Consider the following 15231-nt stretch of genomic DNA (forward strand, 5'->3'; position numbering starts at 1 on the left):
GTTCCGCTCCGCCGCCGAGCATCGGGAAGGCCGCGGGGGTCGTGGCCCGCAGCCCGGGTACCACCACCCGGGCGACGGACATGCCGCAGGCGGCCACGTCGGCCGTGGTCAGATCGACGGTGATCGGCGTGAGCCCGCGTGCGGCCAGCGCGGCCTCCGGGTCGCACGGCGGCGCGGGGGTCCACGGCTCGGCGGGCGCGAACCGCGCGGCGATCCGGGCCGCGAACGCCGGGTCGGCGAGCAGTTGCAGGTGGCAGGTCACATCGACGGCGTCGGCGAAGTCCGGGCGGTAGGCGGCGGCGTACGCCCGGTCGGGCCGGTGCCCGGCGAGCGGGCCGTACGGACGTTCCCACTCGGGCAGGCCGCCCGCGGCGATCCGGGCCGTGGTGTCCAGCGACTGGACCGCCTCGGCGGCGGCCTTCGCCAGCGAGGTGGCGATCCGGCCGTCGGCGGCCAGGGCGCAGCCCACGCCGAGCAGCCCCGAGGCGTCCTCCGCCAGGCACAGCGCCACCGGGGCGTCGATCGGGTTCGGGACGGCGAAGCCGCGCAGCCGCAGCCCCGGCACCCGCGGCGGCATGCTCGTGGGCAGTGCGGGGAAGCGGCGTCCGGACAGCCAGGCGGTTGCCAGCGCGTGCCGTTCGACCACTTCGGCCAGCGCGGCGGCGTGCGCAGAAGCCGGATCGGGACCGGCCGCGATGCCCGCCGACACCGGCAGCACGGCCGGCCGCGCGCCCAGTGGGGCCAGCCACACCAGCTCTGCCGGCACCCAGATCGGCGTGCCGTCCGGCCGGGTGCCCCGCACCCAGGGGATGCGGTCGTCGCGGGCGAATCCGGTGAACGGGAAACCGGGCCGCCGGAGCTGGGCGGCGGAGTAGCGGGCGAGCCCGGCCGGGTCCACCGCGTCAGGGGCGAGGTCGTGCCAGGTGGCCTCGGCCAGCCGCGCGGCCGGGACCAGGTGGCCGCAGTAGCGTTCGGCCGCCTCGCCGAGGGCGCGCAGCCGGGCCTGGCCGGGATCGTGCCAGGAGGCCCCGCTGACCGTGGGGTTGCCGAGCGGCAGGCCGTGCCCGCCGGTGCCGGCCAGGTCGGCGAAGGCCACGTGCAGCGTCCCGTGCAGCGTGCCGGTCCGCAGCGCGGTGACCACGCCGAGGCGGGAGTCGACGCCGATCATGTGTGCGGGAGGGGGACGAGGTTGGCCACGGCGGCGGGCCGGTGGCCGAGCCGGGCGGGATCGCCGCGCATCCGCTCGCCGCCCAGGCAGGTGAACGCGGCCGGGGCGTTGGCGTACGCGCCGGGCACGATCACCCGCGACACCGCGATCCCGGCGGCGGCCACGTCGGGGGTGGTGAGGTCGGCCGCGTAGGCGGGCAGGCCCTGGGCGGCGATCCGCCCGAGGTAGCCGTCCAGCGGGTCGCCGTCGATCCGGGGCAGCTCGCCGAGCGGGACCGCCTCGCGGCCGGAGGTGATCGGGCCCAGGTGGGCGCGCATCCGCGGGTCCAGCCAGATCTGGCTGTGGCAGCCGAGGTCCACCACGTCGCGGTAGTCGGGCCGGTAGGAGGAGGCGTAGGCCCGGTCGGCGCGATGCGGCTTGAACACACCGCGGTCGATCACGCCCGCGTCGGCGGCGGCCCAGATCTCGCCCTCGGGGTCGAGTAGCCCGAGGGCGTAGCGGCGCAGCGTGACGGCCTCGGCCAGGGCCTTGGCCACGGCCTGCGCCGGGTCGGGCCGGGCCGCCACGCCGAAGGTGGCGATGCCGCCCGCCCGGTCGTCGAGCAGCACCCCGAGTACCGCGACATCGAAGACGGTCGGCACCGCCACGACCCGGTACCGCAGCCCGCCGGCGTGGTACCAGCCGGGCTCGGGCAGCGGTGTCAGCGGCGCCACGAAATGACCTGCCCCGGTGACGGGCGCGGCGGGCAGCGCGTTGGCCCACCAGATCATCGTGGCGTCCCGCTCGATGACCTCCTCCAGCGCGGCCGTGTGCGCTGCGTCGAGGGACGGCCCGGCGGCGATTCCGGCGAGGTTGGCGTAGTTGGTGGGGGGTTCGTGGTCCCTGGGCGGACTGAAGTAGTTCACGTACACCAGCGAGGCGGGCAGCCACACCGGCGTGCCGCCGGTCAGGTCGGTGCCGGGGGTCCAGAGCACCGGCAGGTCCCGGGTGAAGCGGTCGAACGGGAAGCCTGGCGTGGCGTGCTGGGCGTCGGAGTACAGTGCCGCGCTCGCCGGGTCCATCGCGGGCTCGCGCAGGTCGCGGTATGCGGCGCGGCGCAGTCCCGCGGGCACGAAGTTGCCGCAGTAGCGCTCGGCGGCCTCGCCGATCGCGCTGCGCCTGGCCCGTTCCGGGTCGCCGAACGCCGTGCCGGTGGCCACCCGGTCGGCGGGCCAGGGCAGCAGCCGGCACGGCGAGCCGACCTCCGCCGTGCAGATGGCCAGCCCTGCGGGCCACCACGGCTCCGGCTCCAGGAAGTCCACCCGCCGGATCAGGCCGGTGCGGTCGTCGATGAGCGTCCTCACGAGGCGGCTCCTGCTCCGGCTTCGGCTTCGGCTTCGGGGAACGCCCCGCCGCGCGGGCGGGGCAGGTGCAGGGCGAGGCCGGACAGCGTGATCTCGGCCGGTACGGCGGGCGCGCGGTGGCGGGGCGGGCGGCCCGCGGTCAGCTCCAGGTGCAGCCGGTGGCCGGGCGGCAGCTCGACCGCTCCCACGGTCAGCCGGATCTCGCACCCGGTGACGCCCGGACGCACCGGTGCGGTGCCGTCGGCCAGCCGGGTCGCCACGCCGCCGGGCCGTTCGTGGACGAGCGTGGCGACGAGTTCGGCCGGGACGTCCGTGCTCACCTCGGCGGTGACCAGTGGCGTGCCGTGCCAGGGCGGCGGGTCCGGCACGCTCAGCCGTACGACGTCGGGGCGGTCCGCCAGCGGGGCCAAATTCGCCGAGTGCGGCGCCGACGGGTAGGGCCGGGCGGGGTCGTGGCGCAGCCGGACCGGGCCGCTCTCCACGGCGGGTGCGGCCTGCGTGGTACGGCGGGGCGGCAGCGGATCGGCGTCGGTCCAGCGCCCGCTGCCGAGCAGCAGGCACCGGCCCTGCCGCCGCCCGGCCAGCCAGTCCAGCGCCAGCTCGAAGGGATGCGGTTCGACCGGTACGTCCAGGGCGCACGTCTCGTGCAGGCGGTGGGTGAGCGCGCTGGCCCAGCCGCCCATCACGACGTCGGCGCCAGGGGCGAGCGCGGCCTGGCGCACGGTGGTCTCCGCCGACCGGCACAGCCAGCTCCCCAGGTGCAGGCTGGGCGCGGTGACCTCGCGGGCGGCCCGGGTGACCCGGACGATGGCCTCCCGGTGGCCGCCGGGCGCGGGCGGCCAGGGGCCGATGTCCACCGGCCGGCCGGCCACGTCCGGCTCGGGCCGGCCGGCCATGATCTCCTCGAACAGCCCGGGGCGGGCCAGCTCGGTCCGCCACCATAGTTCGTCGTCGAGCGCGGGCGCGGCGATCGGCGGCCACGGCTGGCGGCTGATGATCCCGCGCACCGCCGGGTGCCCGGCGGCGCACCAGGCGGCGTACGCCTCGTAGGCCACGCCGTACAGGAACACCGTGCCGTCGCACCACGGCTGCGCGGTCGCCCAGTCCAGGGTGGCGTGCCCGTCGGCTGTCTCGTCCCGGCCGATGGCGAAGGTCCCGGGGGACAGATGCCGTCCCCGCACGTCCTGTACCAGGCAGGCCAGCCCGGCCGCCGCGAAGGACCGCGCCTCCGGCAGGCACCCGGCGATGCCGTACGGCGTGCGGATCAGCACGGCCGCCGCCGGGACCCGGCCGGGCAGCACCAGCTCGGCGGCCATCCCCGCCACCACCGGCCCGGGTCGTGCCTCCGGCGCTCCGCTCATGCCGGGGTCTCGCGCATCAGGCCGTGCGGGACGGGGAGTACGGGGTGCCGCCGCAGGCGGCCTGAGTGGAGGTCGATGCCGACCTGGACACCGGCCCCCGGGGGTTCCAGGCCGGCCCGCCAGGCGCGGAGGTCGGCGGCGATGAGGGCGGCGGCCACCACGGCGCCGCGCGGGTCGGCGGGGGCGGCGGGGAGCCCGCCGCCGTCCAGGAAGGCCCAGTAGGCGGCCAGTTCCTCCGGCCACGGGCAGGCGGCCAGCCGGCGCAGCCGCACGTCCTCGTACCCGGCCCCGCCGTGCGCGGGGGTGAACGGGCCGACGTACCAGCGGCGTCCTTCACTGTGCCCTCGGTGCCAGGGGATGCCCGCGTCCCTGCACAGCGCGTCCAGTTCGCGCCAGCGCGCGTCCGGCAACCGCTCCGCGCACGCCACCAGCACCGCCGCACCGGCGTCCGGTCCCATGACACCGCCCGCGAGCTGCCGTGCCGCGTGGTCGTCCAGGGGCTGCCGTAGGGCGAGGTCGTCGGCGGCGTGCCGGACGGCGAATCCGTCCAGCGGGTGGCGGGCCGCGGGGCCGGGGAGGGCCTGGCGTACCGCGTGGTCGTCCGGGAGGCGCCGGAGGGAGAAGCCGTCCGGGCGGGCGGTCAGTTCGGCGGTCAGTTCGTCGGCCAAGAAGCCCTCGCCCACGAGCAGTACCTCTGTCCTGGCCCCCCGCGGCGGAGGCGGGGTCAGCTCGGCGAGCAGGTCGGCGGCTCCGGGGATGCTTTTCGCCGCGGTAGCGGCGTCGAGGCGCCCGGCGATGAGGTCGGCGACCGCGCGCCGGTTCTCCGCCGGGACGTCCAGGACCATGAAATCCTCGTCGGGCCCGTGGACCAGCCAGCCCTCCTCGGTGGGCACGAACGTGGTCCCCGGCGGCCACTGCGCCGGACCCTCCACCATGGTTTTCCTCCAGGAGTAGCATCGTGGGCCCGGGTGCGGGCGTGGTTGGGTCATGCCCGCACCCGGGCTTCGCTCGGCCTAGCGCCAGGCCGTCTTGGCCGGCGCCACAGTGGCGTGGTTCGACGAGTGCACAGCCGCGTTACGCGCCTGGACCTTCAGCTTCTTGACCTTCATCCCGCGCACCTCCCTCCCGATGCGGGGGCGAACTGCCCTATTTGGTCCGCATCTATGGGGCAGTAATTCATGGAATGAAAATCATTGTCAAGTCTTGATATGCGGTCGGGCAGCAATGAGAATCATTCCCACTGTCAACCGGGAGGGGCAAGTGGAACCCGCGCGGACGCTCCGCGAGTTGCTGGCCGGCAATCGCGACCTCCGCAGGCTCTGGCTCGGCAACCTGGTCAGTGTCTGCGGCGGCTGGTCCTCGGCGGTCGCGGTGTTCGCGATGGTCTACGACCACTCCGGGGCCGGGATGGCGGCCGGGCTGACGCTGGCCGTCCGCTACCTGCCGGGGGCGCTCGCCGGGGTCTGGGGCGGCGTGCTCGCCGACCGCGCCGACCGGCGCACGGTCATGCTGGTGACCGACGTGGCGATGGCGGTGCTGGCCGCCGCGTTTTTGGTCGCCGACGAACCCGGGCGGCTGTGGCTGGTCTACCCGCTGACCTTCGCCTCGGCGGCGGCCGGGTTCGTCTTCCAGGCCGCCCGCAACGCGTGGATGCCGAGCCTGGCCCGCCCCGAGGAGTACCCGCTGTACTCCGCCGCCGTCCAGGTCAACAGCCTGGCGTTGCAGGCGGTCGGCGGCGTCGCGGGCGGTGTCGTGGTGGGCGTGGTGGGCTGGCGCTGGGCGTTCGTCGTCAACGCCGTCACGTTCCTGGGGTCGGCCTGGCTGACCTGGAGCGTCCGGACCGGAGACCGGTACGCGGGCGGCCCGCCGACCGGCTGGTGGCGGTCGTTGCGCGCGGGCCTCGCCGTGGCGGCGCGCACCCGCGTGGTCGCCGCGCTGCTGCTCCTTGAGGCGTTCTTCTGCCTCGGGCTGGGCGGCACGATCACCGGCATGACCTACCTGGCGCTGCGCGTGTACGAGCTGGGCGACGGCGGCACCGGGTGGTTCTACGCCGTTCAGGGCACGGTCGGCGGCGTGGTGCTCGTCGTGGCCGCCGCCCGGCTGCGGACGCTGCCCGCGCGCGTCCATCTGCGGGTGATCGGGGTGTCCTGCCTGGCCGAGGGGCTGGTCACCATGCTGCTCGGGCTGCCGGTCGGCATCGCGGCGGCGCTGGCGCTGTGGGGGCTGGTGGCGGCGGCCGAGGTGGTGTACGGCCCGGCCGCGATGACCACCCTGCTCAACGCCACCGCCAACGACAACCGGGGCCGGGTGACCGCGCTGTGGAGCGCCACCGCCACCCTGGGCCTCGGTGTGTCGGCGGCGGCGACCGGCGGCCTCATCGACACGGCCGGGATCGGGCCGGCGTTCGCCGGGCTCGGGCTGCTCATGGCGGTGCCGGGGGCGGTGTGGCTGGCCATGGTCCCGCGTCTCGCCCGGTCCGTGGAAGGGTCGCGCGCCGTGTCGGCCCGGACATGAACCGGCCGGTCGCCGTGCGGCGACCGGCCGGTTCCGGGGGGTGCCGGAGAGGGCGCCGACACGGCGGGGCCCTCTCCGGGGCGGGTCTGAAACCCGGTGGATCAGGTGGGTCAGAAGCCCGCGGTGATGCGGGTGAACTCCCACTCGCCCTGCGGGGCGCCGCCACCGTTGACGCGGTCGCGGTTGACCGCCCAGTAGGCGAGCCTGGTGAGGCCCTTGGACTTCGCCCAGTCGCGGATCTGGGTCCAGATCTGCGGGGTGGTCAGCTCACGCTGGTCGGAGTAGCCGTTCATGCCCGAGATGCCCATGTGGGCGTACGCCTCGGCGTCGCTCCAGCCGAACGCGCTCTTCAGCGAGTTCTTCAGGCCCTCGGAGGCGTTGACGGTGTCGGTGTACATGTTCGTGCCGTTGAAGTTGAACGGCATGATCGTGTAGTTGTCGATCGGCACGTTCAGCGCCTTGGCCTGGTTGACCAGGCGGACACCGTCGTTGCTCAGGCCCGTCTTGAAGGTCGGGATGGTGACGACGATCTTGACGTTCGGGTTGCGCTGCTTGACGATCTTCAGGGCGTTCAGGATGCGGTCCATCACGGTGTAGTTGCCGAACTCGTCGGTGTTCTCGATGTCGAAGTCGACCGCCGCCGGGGTCACCGCGTCGATCACCTTCTGCACCGCGTCGGCGTACGCCTGCGGGGTGGAGCAGTTCGGGCCGAGCTTGTTGCCCGACCAGCCGCCGAAGGAGATCTCGACGCTGCCGCCCTTGGACTCGATGGTGTTGATCGCCCGGGCGTCGGCGCCGCCGGTCAGCGGACGCTGGCCGTCCCAGGCCGGGTTACAGCCGTTCTGTGCCAGGATGAAGGCCATCGTGAAGGCCTTGACGCCGGTGGCGTCCATGACCGTACCCGGGTCCGGTGGGTTGCCCCAGCCCATGTAGAGGTACGGAGCGCCGGGCAGCTTCTCGGGTCCGCCGGTGCAGCCGGTGGTCTTGGCGCTCACCTCGCGGCCCGCGGACTCGCCCACCGAGTTGTAGGCCTTGATGATGTAGGTGTGGTTCTCACACTTGGCGAGGCCGGAGATCGTGGTGCTGGTACCGGTCACCTCGGCCCGCTGGGCGGTGCCCTCGTAGACCCGGTAGCCGGTCACCGTGCCGCTGGAGGCGCCCCAGGTCAGCGAGATGCTGTTGTCCGTGGAGGTGGCGGTCGCCGCGCCGGGCTGGCCGGGGGTGCCGGTCCCGCCGGAGGTGCCGGCCGTCACGGGGGCGCTCGGCTCGGAGGTGTTGCCCGCCTGGTCCTTGGCGCGCACGGTGTAGGTGTAGTTGGTGGACGCGGTCAGACCGGTGTCGGTGTAGGTGGTGCCGGTCGCGGTGCCCACCCGCTGCGTGCCGCGGTAGACGTCATAGCCGGTGACGCCCACGTTGTCGGTGGAGGCGTTCCAGGCCAGCGAGATGCTGTCGCTGGTCGAGCCGGTCGAGCGAAGGTTGCCCGGAGTGCTGGGCGCGGTGCGGTCGCCGCCGCCCTCGGCCCGCTTCCACAGGGCCGGTACGATGTTCGGCTCCCAGCCGGGCAGGGACGTGTGACTCTGGACGCACTCGTAGTCCTGGCCGTTGTGCGTGACGACCGTGCCCGCGCTGTAGGAGGTGTAGGGCGCCCACGCGGCCGCGGCCACCTGGGTGTGCGCCGCCGCGCCGGTGGTGCCGAGTGGGGCGGCGGTCGCCGCCGCGGACGGGATCGTGGCGCCGGCTACGGCCAGCACCACGGCGATGAGCGTTCGTTTCATCTGGTTCGTCCTTTGGGGGGTTCAAGCCGGGGGGTCGCCTCAACATAAAGGAAAGTTTCCTAACAGTAAAGGGTCTCGTCGTGGTCGCTCCGACACTCGCCCGACGTCCCTGGTCAAGACGTTTCGCGGAAGGCATTTCGGCGGCGGATACCACACGCGTGGTAGGTCCGGACGAGGGCCGGGCGAGCCTGGACGAGCCGCACGTTCCGGGCGTCGGCCTGCTCGGCATGCGCGAGCGCGTCACCGCGCTGGGCGGCACGCTCACGGCCGGGCCGCGGCCGGAGGGCGGGTTCAGCGGGCGGGCCGCGCTGCCCGCGCCGGTGTTCGAGGAGGCCCGGTGATCCGTGTCCTGCTGGTGGACGACCAGGCGCTGATCCGCGGCGGCTTTCGCGCGCTGCTGTCGGCCGAGGACGACATCGAGGTCGTCGCCGAGGCCGCGAACGGCGAGCAGGCCATCGCCCTGGCCCTCGAACACCGCCCCGACGTCGCCCTGGTGGACGTGCAGATGCCGGTCATGGACGGCATCGAGGCGACCAGGCGGATCGCGGCCGACGAACGGCTGAGCGGTGTCCATGTGGTGATCCTGACCAGTTACGGCCTGGACGAGTACGTCTACAACGCGCTGCGCGCGGGGGCCTGCGGCTTCATGGTCAAGGACGCCGAGCCGGACGACCTGTTGCAGGGCGTGCGGATCGCCGCTCACGGCGACGCGCTGCTGTCGCCGGCGATCACCCGCAAGCTGATCGGCGAGTACGTCTCCCGCCGCCCCCAGCCCCCCGGTCGGCCTGGACGCGCTCACCAACCGCGAGCGCGAGATGGCCGCGCTGGTCGCCCGCGGCCTGTTCGACGACGAGATCGCGGCGGGCATGTCGATCAGCCCGGCGACCGCGAAGACCCACGTCAGCCGGGCCATGACCAAGCTGCGCGCCCGCGACCGCGCCCAGCTCGTCGTGTTCGCCTACGAGTCGGGCCTGGTCGTTCCGCGCTCCCGCTGAGGGCCCGTTCCGCGTCCCCGGCGAGGTTAAACATTCTTGACATCATGTCCGTGCCGCTTTACATTTACTGATGTCTGGTTTTCTTTACATCAGGTCTTTCGCGCTGGGAGCGGCATGTCCTTTCAGGAGAAGCGGGCGTGGGTGTACGCGGTGGTCACGCTGGTCGTGCCGGCGGCCTACTTCGTGACCGTGCTCGGGCAGGAGCCCCCGGTCGCGTACGTGGCGCCGATGCTCATCGCCATCGGCGCCGGCATCGCCGCCAACATCCTCGGCGTGATCGGTTCGGCGATCTCGGCGCCCGAGCACGTGGGTCTCAACGACGAGCGGGACAAGAGCATCGATCAGTACGGCAAGCGCGCCGGATATGGCGTCCTGGCCATCGGGGCGGTGGCGGCGCTCGCGCTGACCCTCGCCCGGTTCGAGCACTTCTGGATCGCCAACGCGCTCTACCTGGGCTTCGTCCTCGACGGACTCACCACGTCGGTCGTCAAGATCGTCGCCTACCGCCGGGGTTTCTGAACGTTGGTCAACTCACCCAAGCCCACCAAGGTCACCAACCAGATCCGCGCGCTGCGGTTCGCCCATGGCGAGATGACCCAGTCCGAGCTGGCCGACCGGCTCGGCGTCACCCGCCAGACCGTCATCGCCATCGAGAAGGGGCGCTACTCGCCCTCGCTGGAGATGGCCTTCCAGATCGCCCGCGTGTTCGGCGTCCCGCTGGAAGCGGTCTTCCAGTACCCGGACTTCTCCGATTCCAGAGAGGAAAGGTCATGACGACCATGAAAGCCGTCATCCGGCACGAATACTGCTCGCCCGAGACGTTACGCACCAGTGAGGTCGAGCGGCCGGAACCGGGGCCCGGCGACGTGCTCGTGCGAGTCCACGCGGCCGGGCTCGACCAGGGGGTGTGGCACACCGCCACCGGCCTGCCGTACCTCGTGCGCCTGGTCGGTTTCGGCGTGCGCCGGCCGAAGAGTCCGCGGCTCGGGATGGACCTCGCGGGCACCGTCGCGGCGGTCGGCCGGGACGTCACCAGGTTCAGGCCGGGCGACGCCGTGTTCGGCGCCTGCGAGGGTTCCTACGCCGAGTACGCACTGGCCCGCCCGGAGACGCTCGTGCCCCTCCCGGCGAACACCACCTTCGAGCGGGCCGCGGCGGTGCCCGTGTCCGGGCTCGCCGCCCTTCAAGGGCTGCGCGACCGCGGCGAGCTGCGCGAAGGCGAGGAGGTGCTGATCCTCGGCGCGGGCGGCGGCGTCGGGACGTTCGCGGTGCAGATCGCCAAGGCGCTCGGCGCGCGGGTGACCGGCGCGTGCGGCGGCGCGAAGGTGGACCTGGTCCGCTCGATCGGAGCCGACCACGTCATCGACCACACCAAGGAGGAGCCCACCGCGGGCTCCCGACGCTACGACCTCATCCTGGACATGGGCGGTCAGCGCTCGCTGGCGGCGTTGCGGCGGATCCTGCGCCCACGGGGCCGGCTCGTCCTCGTCGGCTCCGAGGTCGGCGGGCGCTGGACCGGCGGCGCGGGCAGGCAGGTCCGGGCGCAGTTGTGGTCCCCGTTCGTGCGCCAGAAGCTGCGCGGGCTGCTCAGCAGGACGCGCGAGGCGGATCTCCGGTACCTCGCGGAGCTGATCGAGACCGGCGCGCTCACCCCGGTCGTGGAGCGCTCCTATCCGCTGGACGAGCTGCCCGCCGCCATCGCTCACCTGCGGGCGGGCCGCGCGGCCGGAAAGCTCGTCATCTCGGTCGCCTGATCGCCCTGTTCCGATGGGCCGGTGGGGTCTAATGTTCGGACATGGCAAGCGGGCGGCGGCGGCCGGACGTACCGCGCGGACCCCTGGCGCTGGCACACGCGCACCTGCCCGCGGTGACACTGATCGCGGTGGCGGGCGAGCTGGATTTCGCCACCGCGGGGGAGCTGGAGAGCTACATCGAACGCGCCCGCCGCGACCGCGGCCGGGGCGAGCACCTGGTGTTCGACCTGTCGGAGGTGCCGTTCATCGACAGCGCCGGGCTGCGGGTGCTGCTGCTGTGCGCCAGCGAGACGCGACGGTACGGCGGGGAGGTCCGCCTGGCCGCGCTGCGGCACGCGCCCTCGCGCCTGCTGGCCGTCACCGGCGTACACGCGCACGTATGGGTACACGACACCGTGCAGGACGCCATCGCCGCGGCCCTCGGGGCCCACTGAGCCCTCAGCTCGGGCGCCGCCGCTGGTTCTCGGTCAGCGGGGTCAGCGCCGCGGTGGCCTCGTCGTGGTCCATGCCGGTGGCCTGGAGCAGGTCCACGGCGATCGAGCGGAGCTGGGCGAGGGTGACGTTGGCGGAGAAGCCGAGGTTGGTCGGCCGTTCCCGGGCGGCGACGGCGAGCAGCGCCTGCCGGGCGAGCATCGGCTCGCGCCCGGCGTTCAGTTCGAGCTGGAGCAGCAGCGCCGCCTCCGACACCTCGCGCATCGACTCCGCCAGCGCCCGAGGCGGCGGCCCGGGCTCGCCGAGCGCGGCCAGCGTACGGCGGGCCAGCACCCGCGCGTTGCGCAGCGCCAGGTCCACCGGCAGCGCGGCCGTCTCGTACCGAACCAGCCGGGCCCGGTGATGCCTGCGCAGCGGCGAGATCATGGTGATCTCCTTGCTGTTCACCAGCGCCGCGGTGAACTCCTCCACCAGCGACTGCGTCGTGCGCCCCTTCTCCAGGGCCTCGGCCGCGAGGTCGGCGTCCCGCTGGTCGATCGCGTCCGCCGCCCGCTCCAGCACCGTGGACAGCGCGTCGAGAAGCTGGGACAGGTGCCGGCCGGCGATGGCCACCGGGCTGGCCGGCAGCAGCGCGACCGCGATGAGGCCGACGACCCCGCCGGTCAGCGCGTCGGCCATGCGGTCGAGCCCGCCGACGTCCTCCCCGGGCACCAGCATGGCGACCAGCACCGCGGAGGACCCGACCTGCGTCACGAACAGCTCACCGCTGTTGAGCAGCCCGGCCACGGCCATCGCCAGCGCGATGACGAGCGCCATCTGCCATGGTCCGGAGCCGATCCAGGACACCAGCAGGTCGCCGATGCCCACGCCCAGGGTCACGCCGACCACCAGTTCGGCGACCCGGCGCAGCCGGTTCCCCAGCCCCACGCCGACACAGATCATCACGGAGATCGGGGCGAAGAGGGGATGGGCGTGGCCGAGCAACTGGACCGCGACGATCCACGCCACCGCCGAACCCACGGCGCTCTGCACGATGGCGGGCACCTGGTGGCCGAACGTGCCCAGCCGTGTCTTCACCTGATCGCTGAGCCACGTATGCACCCCTCCCAGCATGACGGCTGTTTATGACAGTGAGGTCACATATGCCCCATATGTCAGCAGTTGACATGACGTCATTGTGGCGTCACCATGGCATCATTATGGCTTTGTCGCCCATGCCCGATGCCGGAAGCGGCCCTCTCGCCGTCGTGCCGTCCGACTCGCTGATGCGTGTCACCCACGCGGAGCGTGACCGGGCCGTCGAGCTGCTGCAACAGGCGTTCGCCGACGGCCGGCTGACCTCCCTGGAGATGGAGGAGCGGATCGCCGGCGCCCTCGCCGCCCGCTCCCGCGGCGACCTCGCCCCGCTCACCGCCGACCTGGGCGGTGCCGAGCCGGAGAAGGTCGTCGAGCTGAAGGGCACCGGCGGGCGCATCACCCGCACCGGCGCCTGGCGCGTCCCGCGCGCCCTGCGGGTCGAGTCCGACTACGGCGGGGTGGTCCTCGACCTGAGCCACGCGGTCATCGAGCACCCGGTGATCGACATCGAGCTGTCGCTCGAGTACGGCTCGGCCCTGCTCACCGTGCCCAGTGACGCCGATGTCGACGTGGACGGCGTGGTGTGCCAGTGGGGCAGGGTCGTCTGCCGCGCCCCCAAGCGCCGGCAGCCGGGCGGCCCCCGCATCCGCCTCACCGGCAAGCTCGGCTACGGCCGCCTCAAGGTCCGCTTCCGCTGACCCTGCCCCGGTCTGGGCTACGCCACAGTGCCCCGCGTGCGCGATTTCCGGGAAATGACCGCCTGACACCCGGCGTGTTCTGAATGTCGCCGCGTTTTCGATATTCACCGAGACCGCGCGCCGCCATTATGATCCGCAGATGGCGACCATCCAGGGGCAGGAGCGGAAGCACGAGTCGCGGCCGGTAAACGATCGGCGGCTCGGGTGGCTGGACGCCCTGCGCGGGGTGGCGGCGCTGATGGTGGTTTTCGAGCACGCGCTGTCGCCGTTGTTTCCCGAGCACCGGATGCCGATCAAGATGGTGTTCGAGGCCGGCTGGTACGGCGTGCTGGTGTTCTTCTTGGTCAGCGGCTATATCGTGCCGGCGTCGCTGGAACGCCGGGGCAGCGTGCCCGGGTTTTGGATTTCGCGTTTCTTCCGGCTGTATCCGATGTTCGCCGTCAGCGTGGCGGGGATGGCGCTGCTCGCCGCGCTCGGCTGGGACGCCCTCGACGGCTGGTGGCGAACCCGGCCCGTGGCGCTCGGGCTCGGGCACCTGACGATGCTCCAGAACCTGTTCGCCATGCCCAACGTGGTCAATGTGCTCTGGACGCTGTCCTTCGAGATGGCGTTCTACCTCCTGCTCACCGCGATGTACGTGCTGGGCGTGCATCGCCGTGGCTCCCGCGCCGCGCTCGGGTTCATCGCCGTGGCCGCCCTGGGCGCGGGCGTGCTCCCGTCCCGTCTGCTGACCTCCGCCGGGCCGGGGGAGATGCTGGCGGTCGTCCTGGCGGTCATCGCCCTGGTGTCGGCCGGGCTGCTGGCCGTGTTCAGTGCGTCGGGCGGCGTACGGCGGGCGGGTGCGATCGTGATCGGGCTCACCGTGCTGACGCTGCTCGCGGTCAACCAGAATTACCCCGGCCCCTGGGAGGGGTTGTTCATCCTGGCCACCATGTTCGCCGGCACGGTCCTCTACCGGGCCGAGCGCGCGGAGATCTCCTGGAAACGGGCCTCCTGGATGGCCTTGGTGCCACTGGCCGGAATCTGGCTGGCCGGTGGCCGGCCGGGTTTTCAGGCGGCGGTCGTGGCGGCCTGGCTCACTTTCCTCATCGGGATGACGCTGCGAAATCGTAAGATGCCCGCCCCGCTCACCTGGCTGGGACTGGTCAGCTATTCGATATACCTGCTCCACCCGCTGTTTCTGGAAAGCGCGCAGTGGTTCTGGCCGGATCCGGCCGGCCTTTCGATATCCGTCCGGCTCGGCATTCTGGCGGCCGTGGTCGCGCTGGTGCTCGGCCTGTCCGCGCTGACCTGGCGCTTCGTCGAAGCCCCCGCGCAACGCCTCGGGAAGCGCCTCGCAGGTCAGTGGCGGGGGAGGAGGGAGCCGGTCAGCGGGCCGTCGGTGCGGTAGGCGGCGCACATGATGTCGCGGTCGCCGCCGGCCCAGGTGGCGGCGGTCGGCAGGACCGGATAGTACGCCAGGCCGGTGGCCCGGCCGCCCGGCCACTGGCGGGCGAAACCGGTGCCGCAGACGCGCCAGGCGTGGGCGGCGAGAGCCGTACGGTCCCAGGGGCCGTCCGCCACGTGGACGAAGCCGTACGCCTGGTTGGCGGCCCCGCGCTCGTCGCACGGGATGTAACGGACGTGGCCGCCCGCCGGATCGGTGAAGCACTCGCCGGGCTCGATGGTCAGCACGCCCGGGGTCTGGGCGTCGAGGAAGGCATCGCCCTTGGCGGCACGGGGTTCGTGCGGGGGGACGAACAGGGTGCCGAGCGCGAGCACGCCGACGATCAGGGCGAGCGGTCGGGGCACCGGGCCTGCCTTTCGGTCATCTCTGGGGCCAGCGTCGGGCTCACTTCATCGGGGCCGCGTGAACGGCGGGCGAACACGGTGTGACCCCCGCCCGACATCTACCGATTCGTACCGAAATGGATCTTGCGTTAACGCGCCGGACGGCCAATGGACATCTGGGTGTCGACCGCCCATGGAATGAATGCCGATGCCCGCCGCACTCTCGCAACGGGCGTCACATCCTTCCCAGGAGCACCATCAGTGAACCACCCCACCCTCCCCGAACCGGCCCGGCGCCGCCATGTGCGCCTCGCCGCGCTGGGCACCGGCGCGGTGCTGGTAGG

At 73.0% G+C, this 15231-nt stretch carries 15 protein-coding genes and 1 pseudogene; 9 read left to right on the forward strand and 7 right to left on the reverse strand.

The window, feature by feature from the left end; translation table 11 throughout:
• From C1I98_RS20865 to C1I98_RS20880, 4 genes are all read right to left on the reverse strand, one after another.
• Positions 1-1168 (reverse strand): YcaO-like family protein (locus C1I98_RS20865; protein ID WP_111169116.1); only part of this gene is annotated, 1168 nt, incomplete at its 3' end.
• A complete protein-coding gene (locus C1I98_RS20870) occupies positions 1165-2511 on the reverse strand; it encodes a YcaO-like family protein (protein WP_111169117.1) in 1347 nt (448 codons plus the stop codon). The genes C1I98_RS20870 and C1I98_RS20865, both read right to left, overlap by 4 nt.
• Positions 2508-3872 carry a CocE/NonD family hydrolase gene (locus tag C1I98_RS20875; RefSeq protein ID WP_111169118.1) on the reverse strand — a complete coding sequence of 455 codons (1365 nt, stop codon included), beginning with the start codon at positions 3870-3872 and terminating at the stop codon, positions 2508-2510. Before C1I98_RS20875 ends, C1I98_RS20870 begins: the two co-directional genes overlap by 4 nt.
• Positions 3869-4807 (reverse strand): hypothetical protein, encoded by a 939-nt coding sequence (locus tag C1I98_RS20880; protein WP_111169119.1) that lies wholly within the window; start codon positions 4805-4807, stop codon positions 3869-3871. Before C1I98_RS20880 ends, C1I98_RS20875 begins: the two co-directional genes overlap by 4 nt.
• Positions 4808-5132: 325 nt before the next feature.
• Here C1I98_RS20880 and C1I98_RS20885 point away from each other — a divergent pair, with 325 nt between their 5' ends.
• On the forward strand, positions 5133-6386 hold the full coding sequence (locus C1I98_RS20885) for an MFS transporter (protein WP_158558124.1): 1254 nt from the start codon (positions 5133-5135) through the stop codon (positions 6384-6386).
• Between the two features lie 110 nt (positions 6387-6496).
• Here C1I98_RS20885 and C1I98_RS20890 read toward each other — a convergent pair whose 3' ends face one another.
• Complete coding sequence (locus C1I98_RS20890; protein WP_111169121.1) at positions 6497-8161, reverse strand: fibronectin type III domain-containing protein; 1665 nt, start codon at positions 8159-8161, stop codon at positions 6497-6499.
• Positions 8162-8319: 158 nt separating this feature from the next.
• Here C1I98_RS20890 and C1I98_RS20895 point away from each other — a divergent pair, with 158 nt between their 5' ends.
• From C1I98_RS20895 to C1I98_RS20920, 6 genes and pseudogenes are all read left to right on the forward strand, one after another.
• Entirely contained in the window at positions 8320-8502 is a 183-nt protein-coding gene (locus C1I98_RS20895) for an ATP-binding protein (protein WP_111169122.1), read from the forward strand.
• Positions 8499-9156: pseudogene (locus C1I98_RS20900) on the forward strand (response regulator). Before C1I98_RS20895 ends, C1I98_RS20900 begins: the two are co-directional and overlap by 4 nt.
• Before the next feature lie 114 nt (positions 9157-9270).
• A complete protein-coding gene (locus tag C1I98_RS20905; RefSeq protein ID WP_111169123.1) occupies positions 9271-9675 on the forward strand; it encodes a hypothetical protein in 405 nt (134 codons plus the stop codon).
• Between the two features lie 3 nt (positions 9676-9678).
• A complete protein-coding gene (locus C1I98_RS20910; protein ID WP_111169124.1) occupies positions 9679-9930 on the forward strand; it encodes a helix-turn-helix transcriptional regulator in 252 nt (83 codons plus the stop codon).
• Positions 9927-10910 (forward strand): NAD(P)-dependent alcohol dehydrogenase, encoded by a 984-nt coding sequence (locus C1I98_RS20915; protein ID WP_233508035.1) that lies wholly within the window; start codon positions 9927-9929, stop codon positions 10908-10910. Before C1I98_RS20910 ends, C1I98_RS20915 begins: the two co-directional genes overlap by 4 nt.
• 41 nt (positions 10911-10951) lie before the next feature.
• Positions 10952-11344, forward strand: coding sequence for an STAS domain-containing protein (locus tag C1I98_RS20920; protein WP_111169126.1), 393 nt, complete (start codon positions 10952-10954; stop codon positions 11342-11344).
• Between the two features lie 4 nt (positions 11345-11348).
• On the opposite strand, the gene C1I98_RS20925 is transcribed toward C1I98_RS20920, so the two are convergent.
• Positions 11349-12419: an FUSC family protein gene (locus tag C1I98_RS20925; RefSeq protein ID WP_233508036.1), complete on the reverse strand. Its 1071-nt coding sequence runs from the start codon at positions 12417-12419 to the stop codon at positions 11349-11351.
• Between the two features lie 137 nt (positions 12420-12556).
• On the opposite strand from C1I98_RS20925, the gene C1I98_RS20930 reads away from it, so the two are divergent.
• A complete protein-coding gene (locus C1I98_RS20930; RefSeq protein WP_199537088.1) occupies positions 12557-13117 on the forward strand; it encodes a DUF1707 SHOCT-like domain-containing protein in 561 nt (186 codons plus the stop codon).
• Positions 13118-13256: 139 nt separating this feature from the next.
• Positions 13257-14507 (forward strand): acyltransferase family protein, encoded by a 1251-nt coding sequence (locus tag C1I98_RS20935; protein ID WP_111169127.1) that lies wholly within the window; start codon positions 13257-13259, stop codon positions 14505-14507.
• Here C1I98_RS20935 and C1I98_RS20940 read toward each other — a convergent pair.
• Positions 14459-14908 (reverse strand): hypothetical protein, encoded by a 450-nt coding sequence (locus C1I98_RS20940; RefSeq protein ID WP_111169128.1) that lies wholly within the window; start codon positions 14906-14908, stop codon positions 14459-14461. The genes C1I98_RS20935 and C1I98_RS20940 overlap by 49 nt on opposite strands.
• Positions 14909-15231: the final 323 nt, after the last annotated feature.

This window comes from Spongiactinospora gelatinilytica, from assembly GCF_003236385.1.
Taxonomy (GTDB): Bacteria; Actinomycetota; Actinomycetes; order Streptosporangiales; family Streptosporangiaceae; genus Spongiactinospora; species Spongiactinospora gelatinilytica.

Coding starts and splice junctions, on each gene's coding strand:
- C1I98_RS20875 (WP_111169118.1), bottom strand. CDS start 3,872: ATGAGCGGAGCGCCGGAGGCACGACCCGGGCCGGTGGTGGCGGGGATG.
- C1I98_RS20880 (WP_111169119.1), bottom strand. CDS start 4,807: ATGGTGGAGGGTCCGGCGCAGTGGCCGCCGGGGACCACGTTCGTGCCC.
- C1I98_RS20890 (WP_111169121.1), bottom strand. CDS start 8,161: ATGAAACGAACGCTCATCGCCGTGGTGCTGGCCGTAGCCGGCGCCACG.
- C1I98_RS20905 (WP_111169123.1), top strand. CDS start 9,271: ATGTCCTTTCAGGAGAAGCGGGCGTGGGTGTACGCGGTGGTCACGCTG.
- C1I98_RS20915 (WP_233508035.1), top strand. CDS start 9,927: ATGACGACCATGAAAGCCGTCATCCGGCACGAATACTGCTCGCCCGAG.
- C1I98_RS20920 (WP_111169126.1), top strand. CDS start 10,952: ATGGCAAGCGGGCGGCGGCGGCCGGACGTACCGCGCGGACCCCTGGCG.
- C1I98_RS20930 (WP_199537088.1), top strand. CDS start 12,557: ATGCCCGATGCCGGAAGCGGCCCTCTCGCCGTCGTGCCGTCCGACTCG.
- C1I98_RS20935 (WP_111169127.1), top strand. CDS start 13,257: ATGGCGACCATCCAGGGGCAGGAGCGGAAGCACGAGTCGCGGCCGGTA.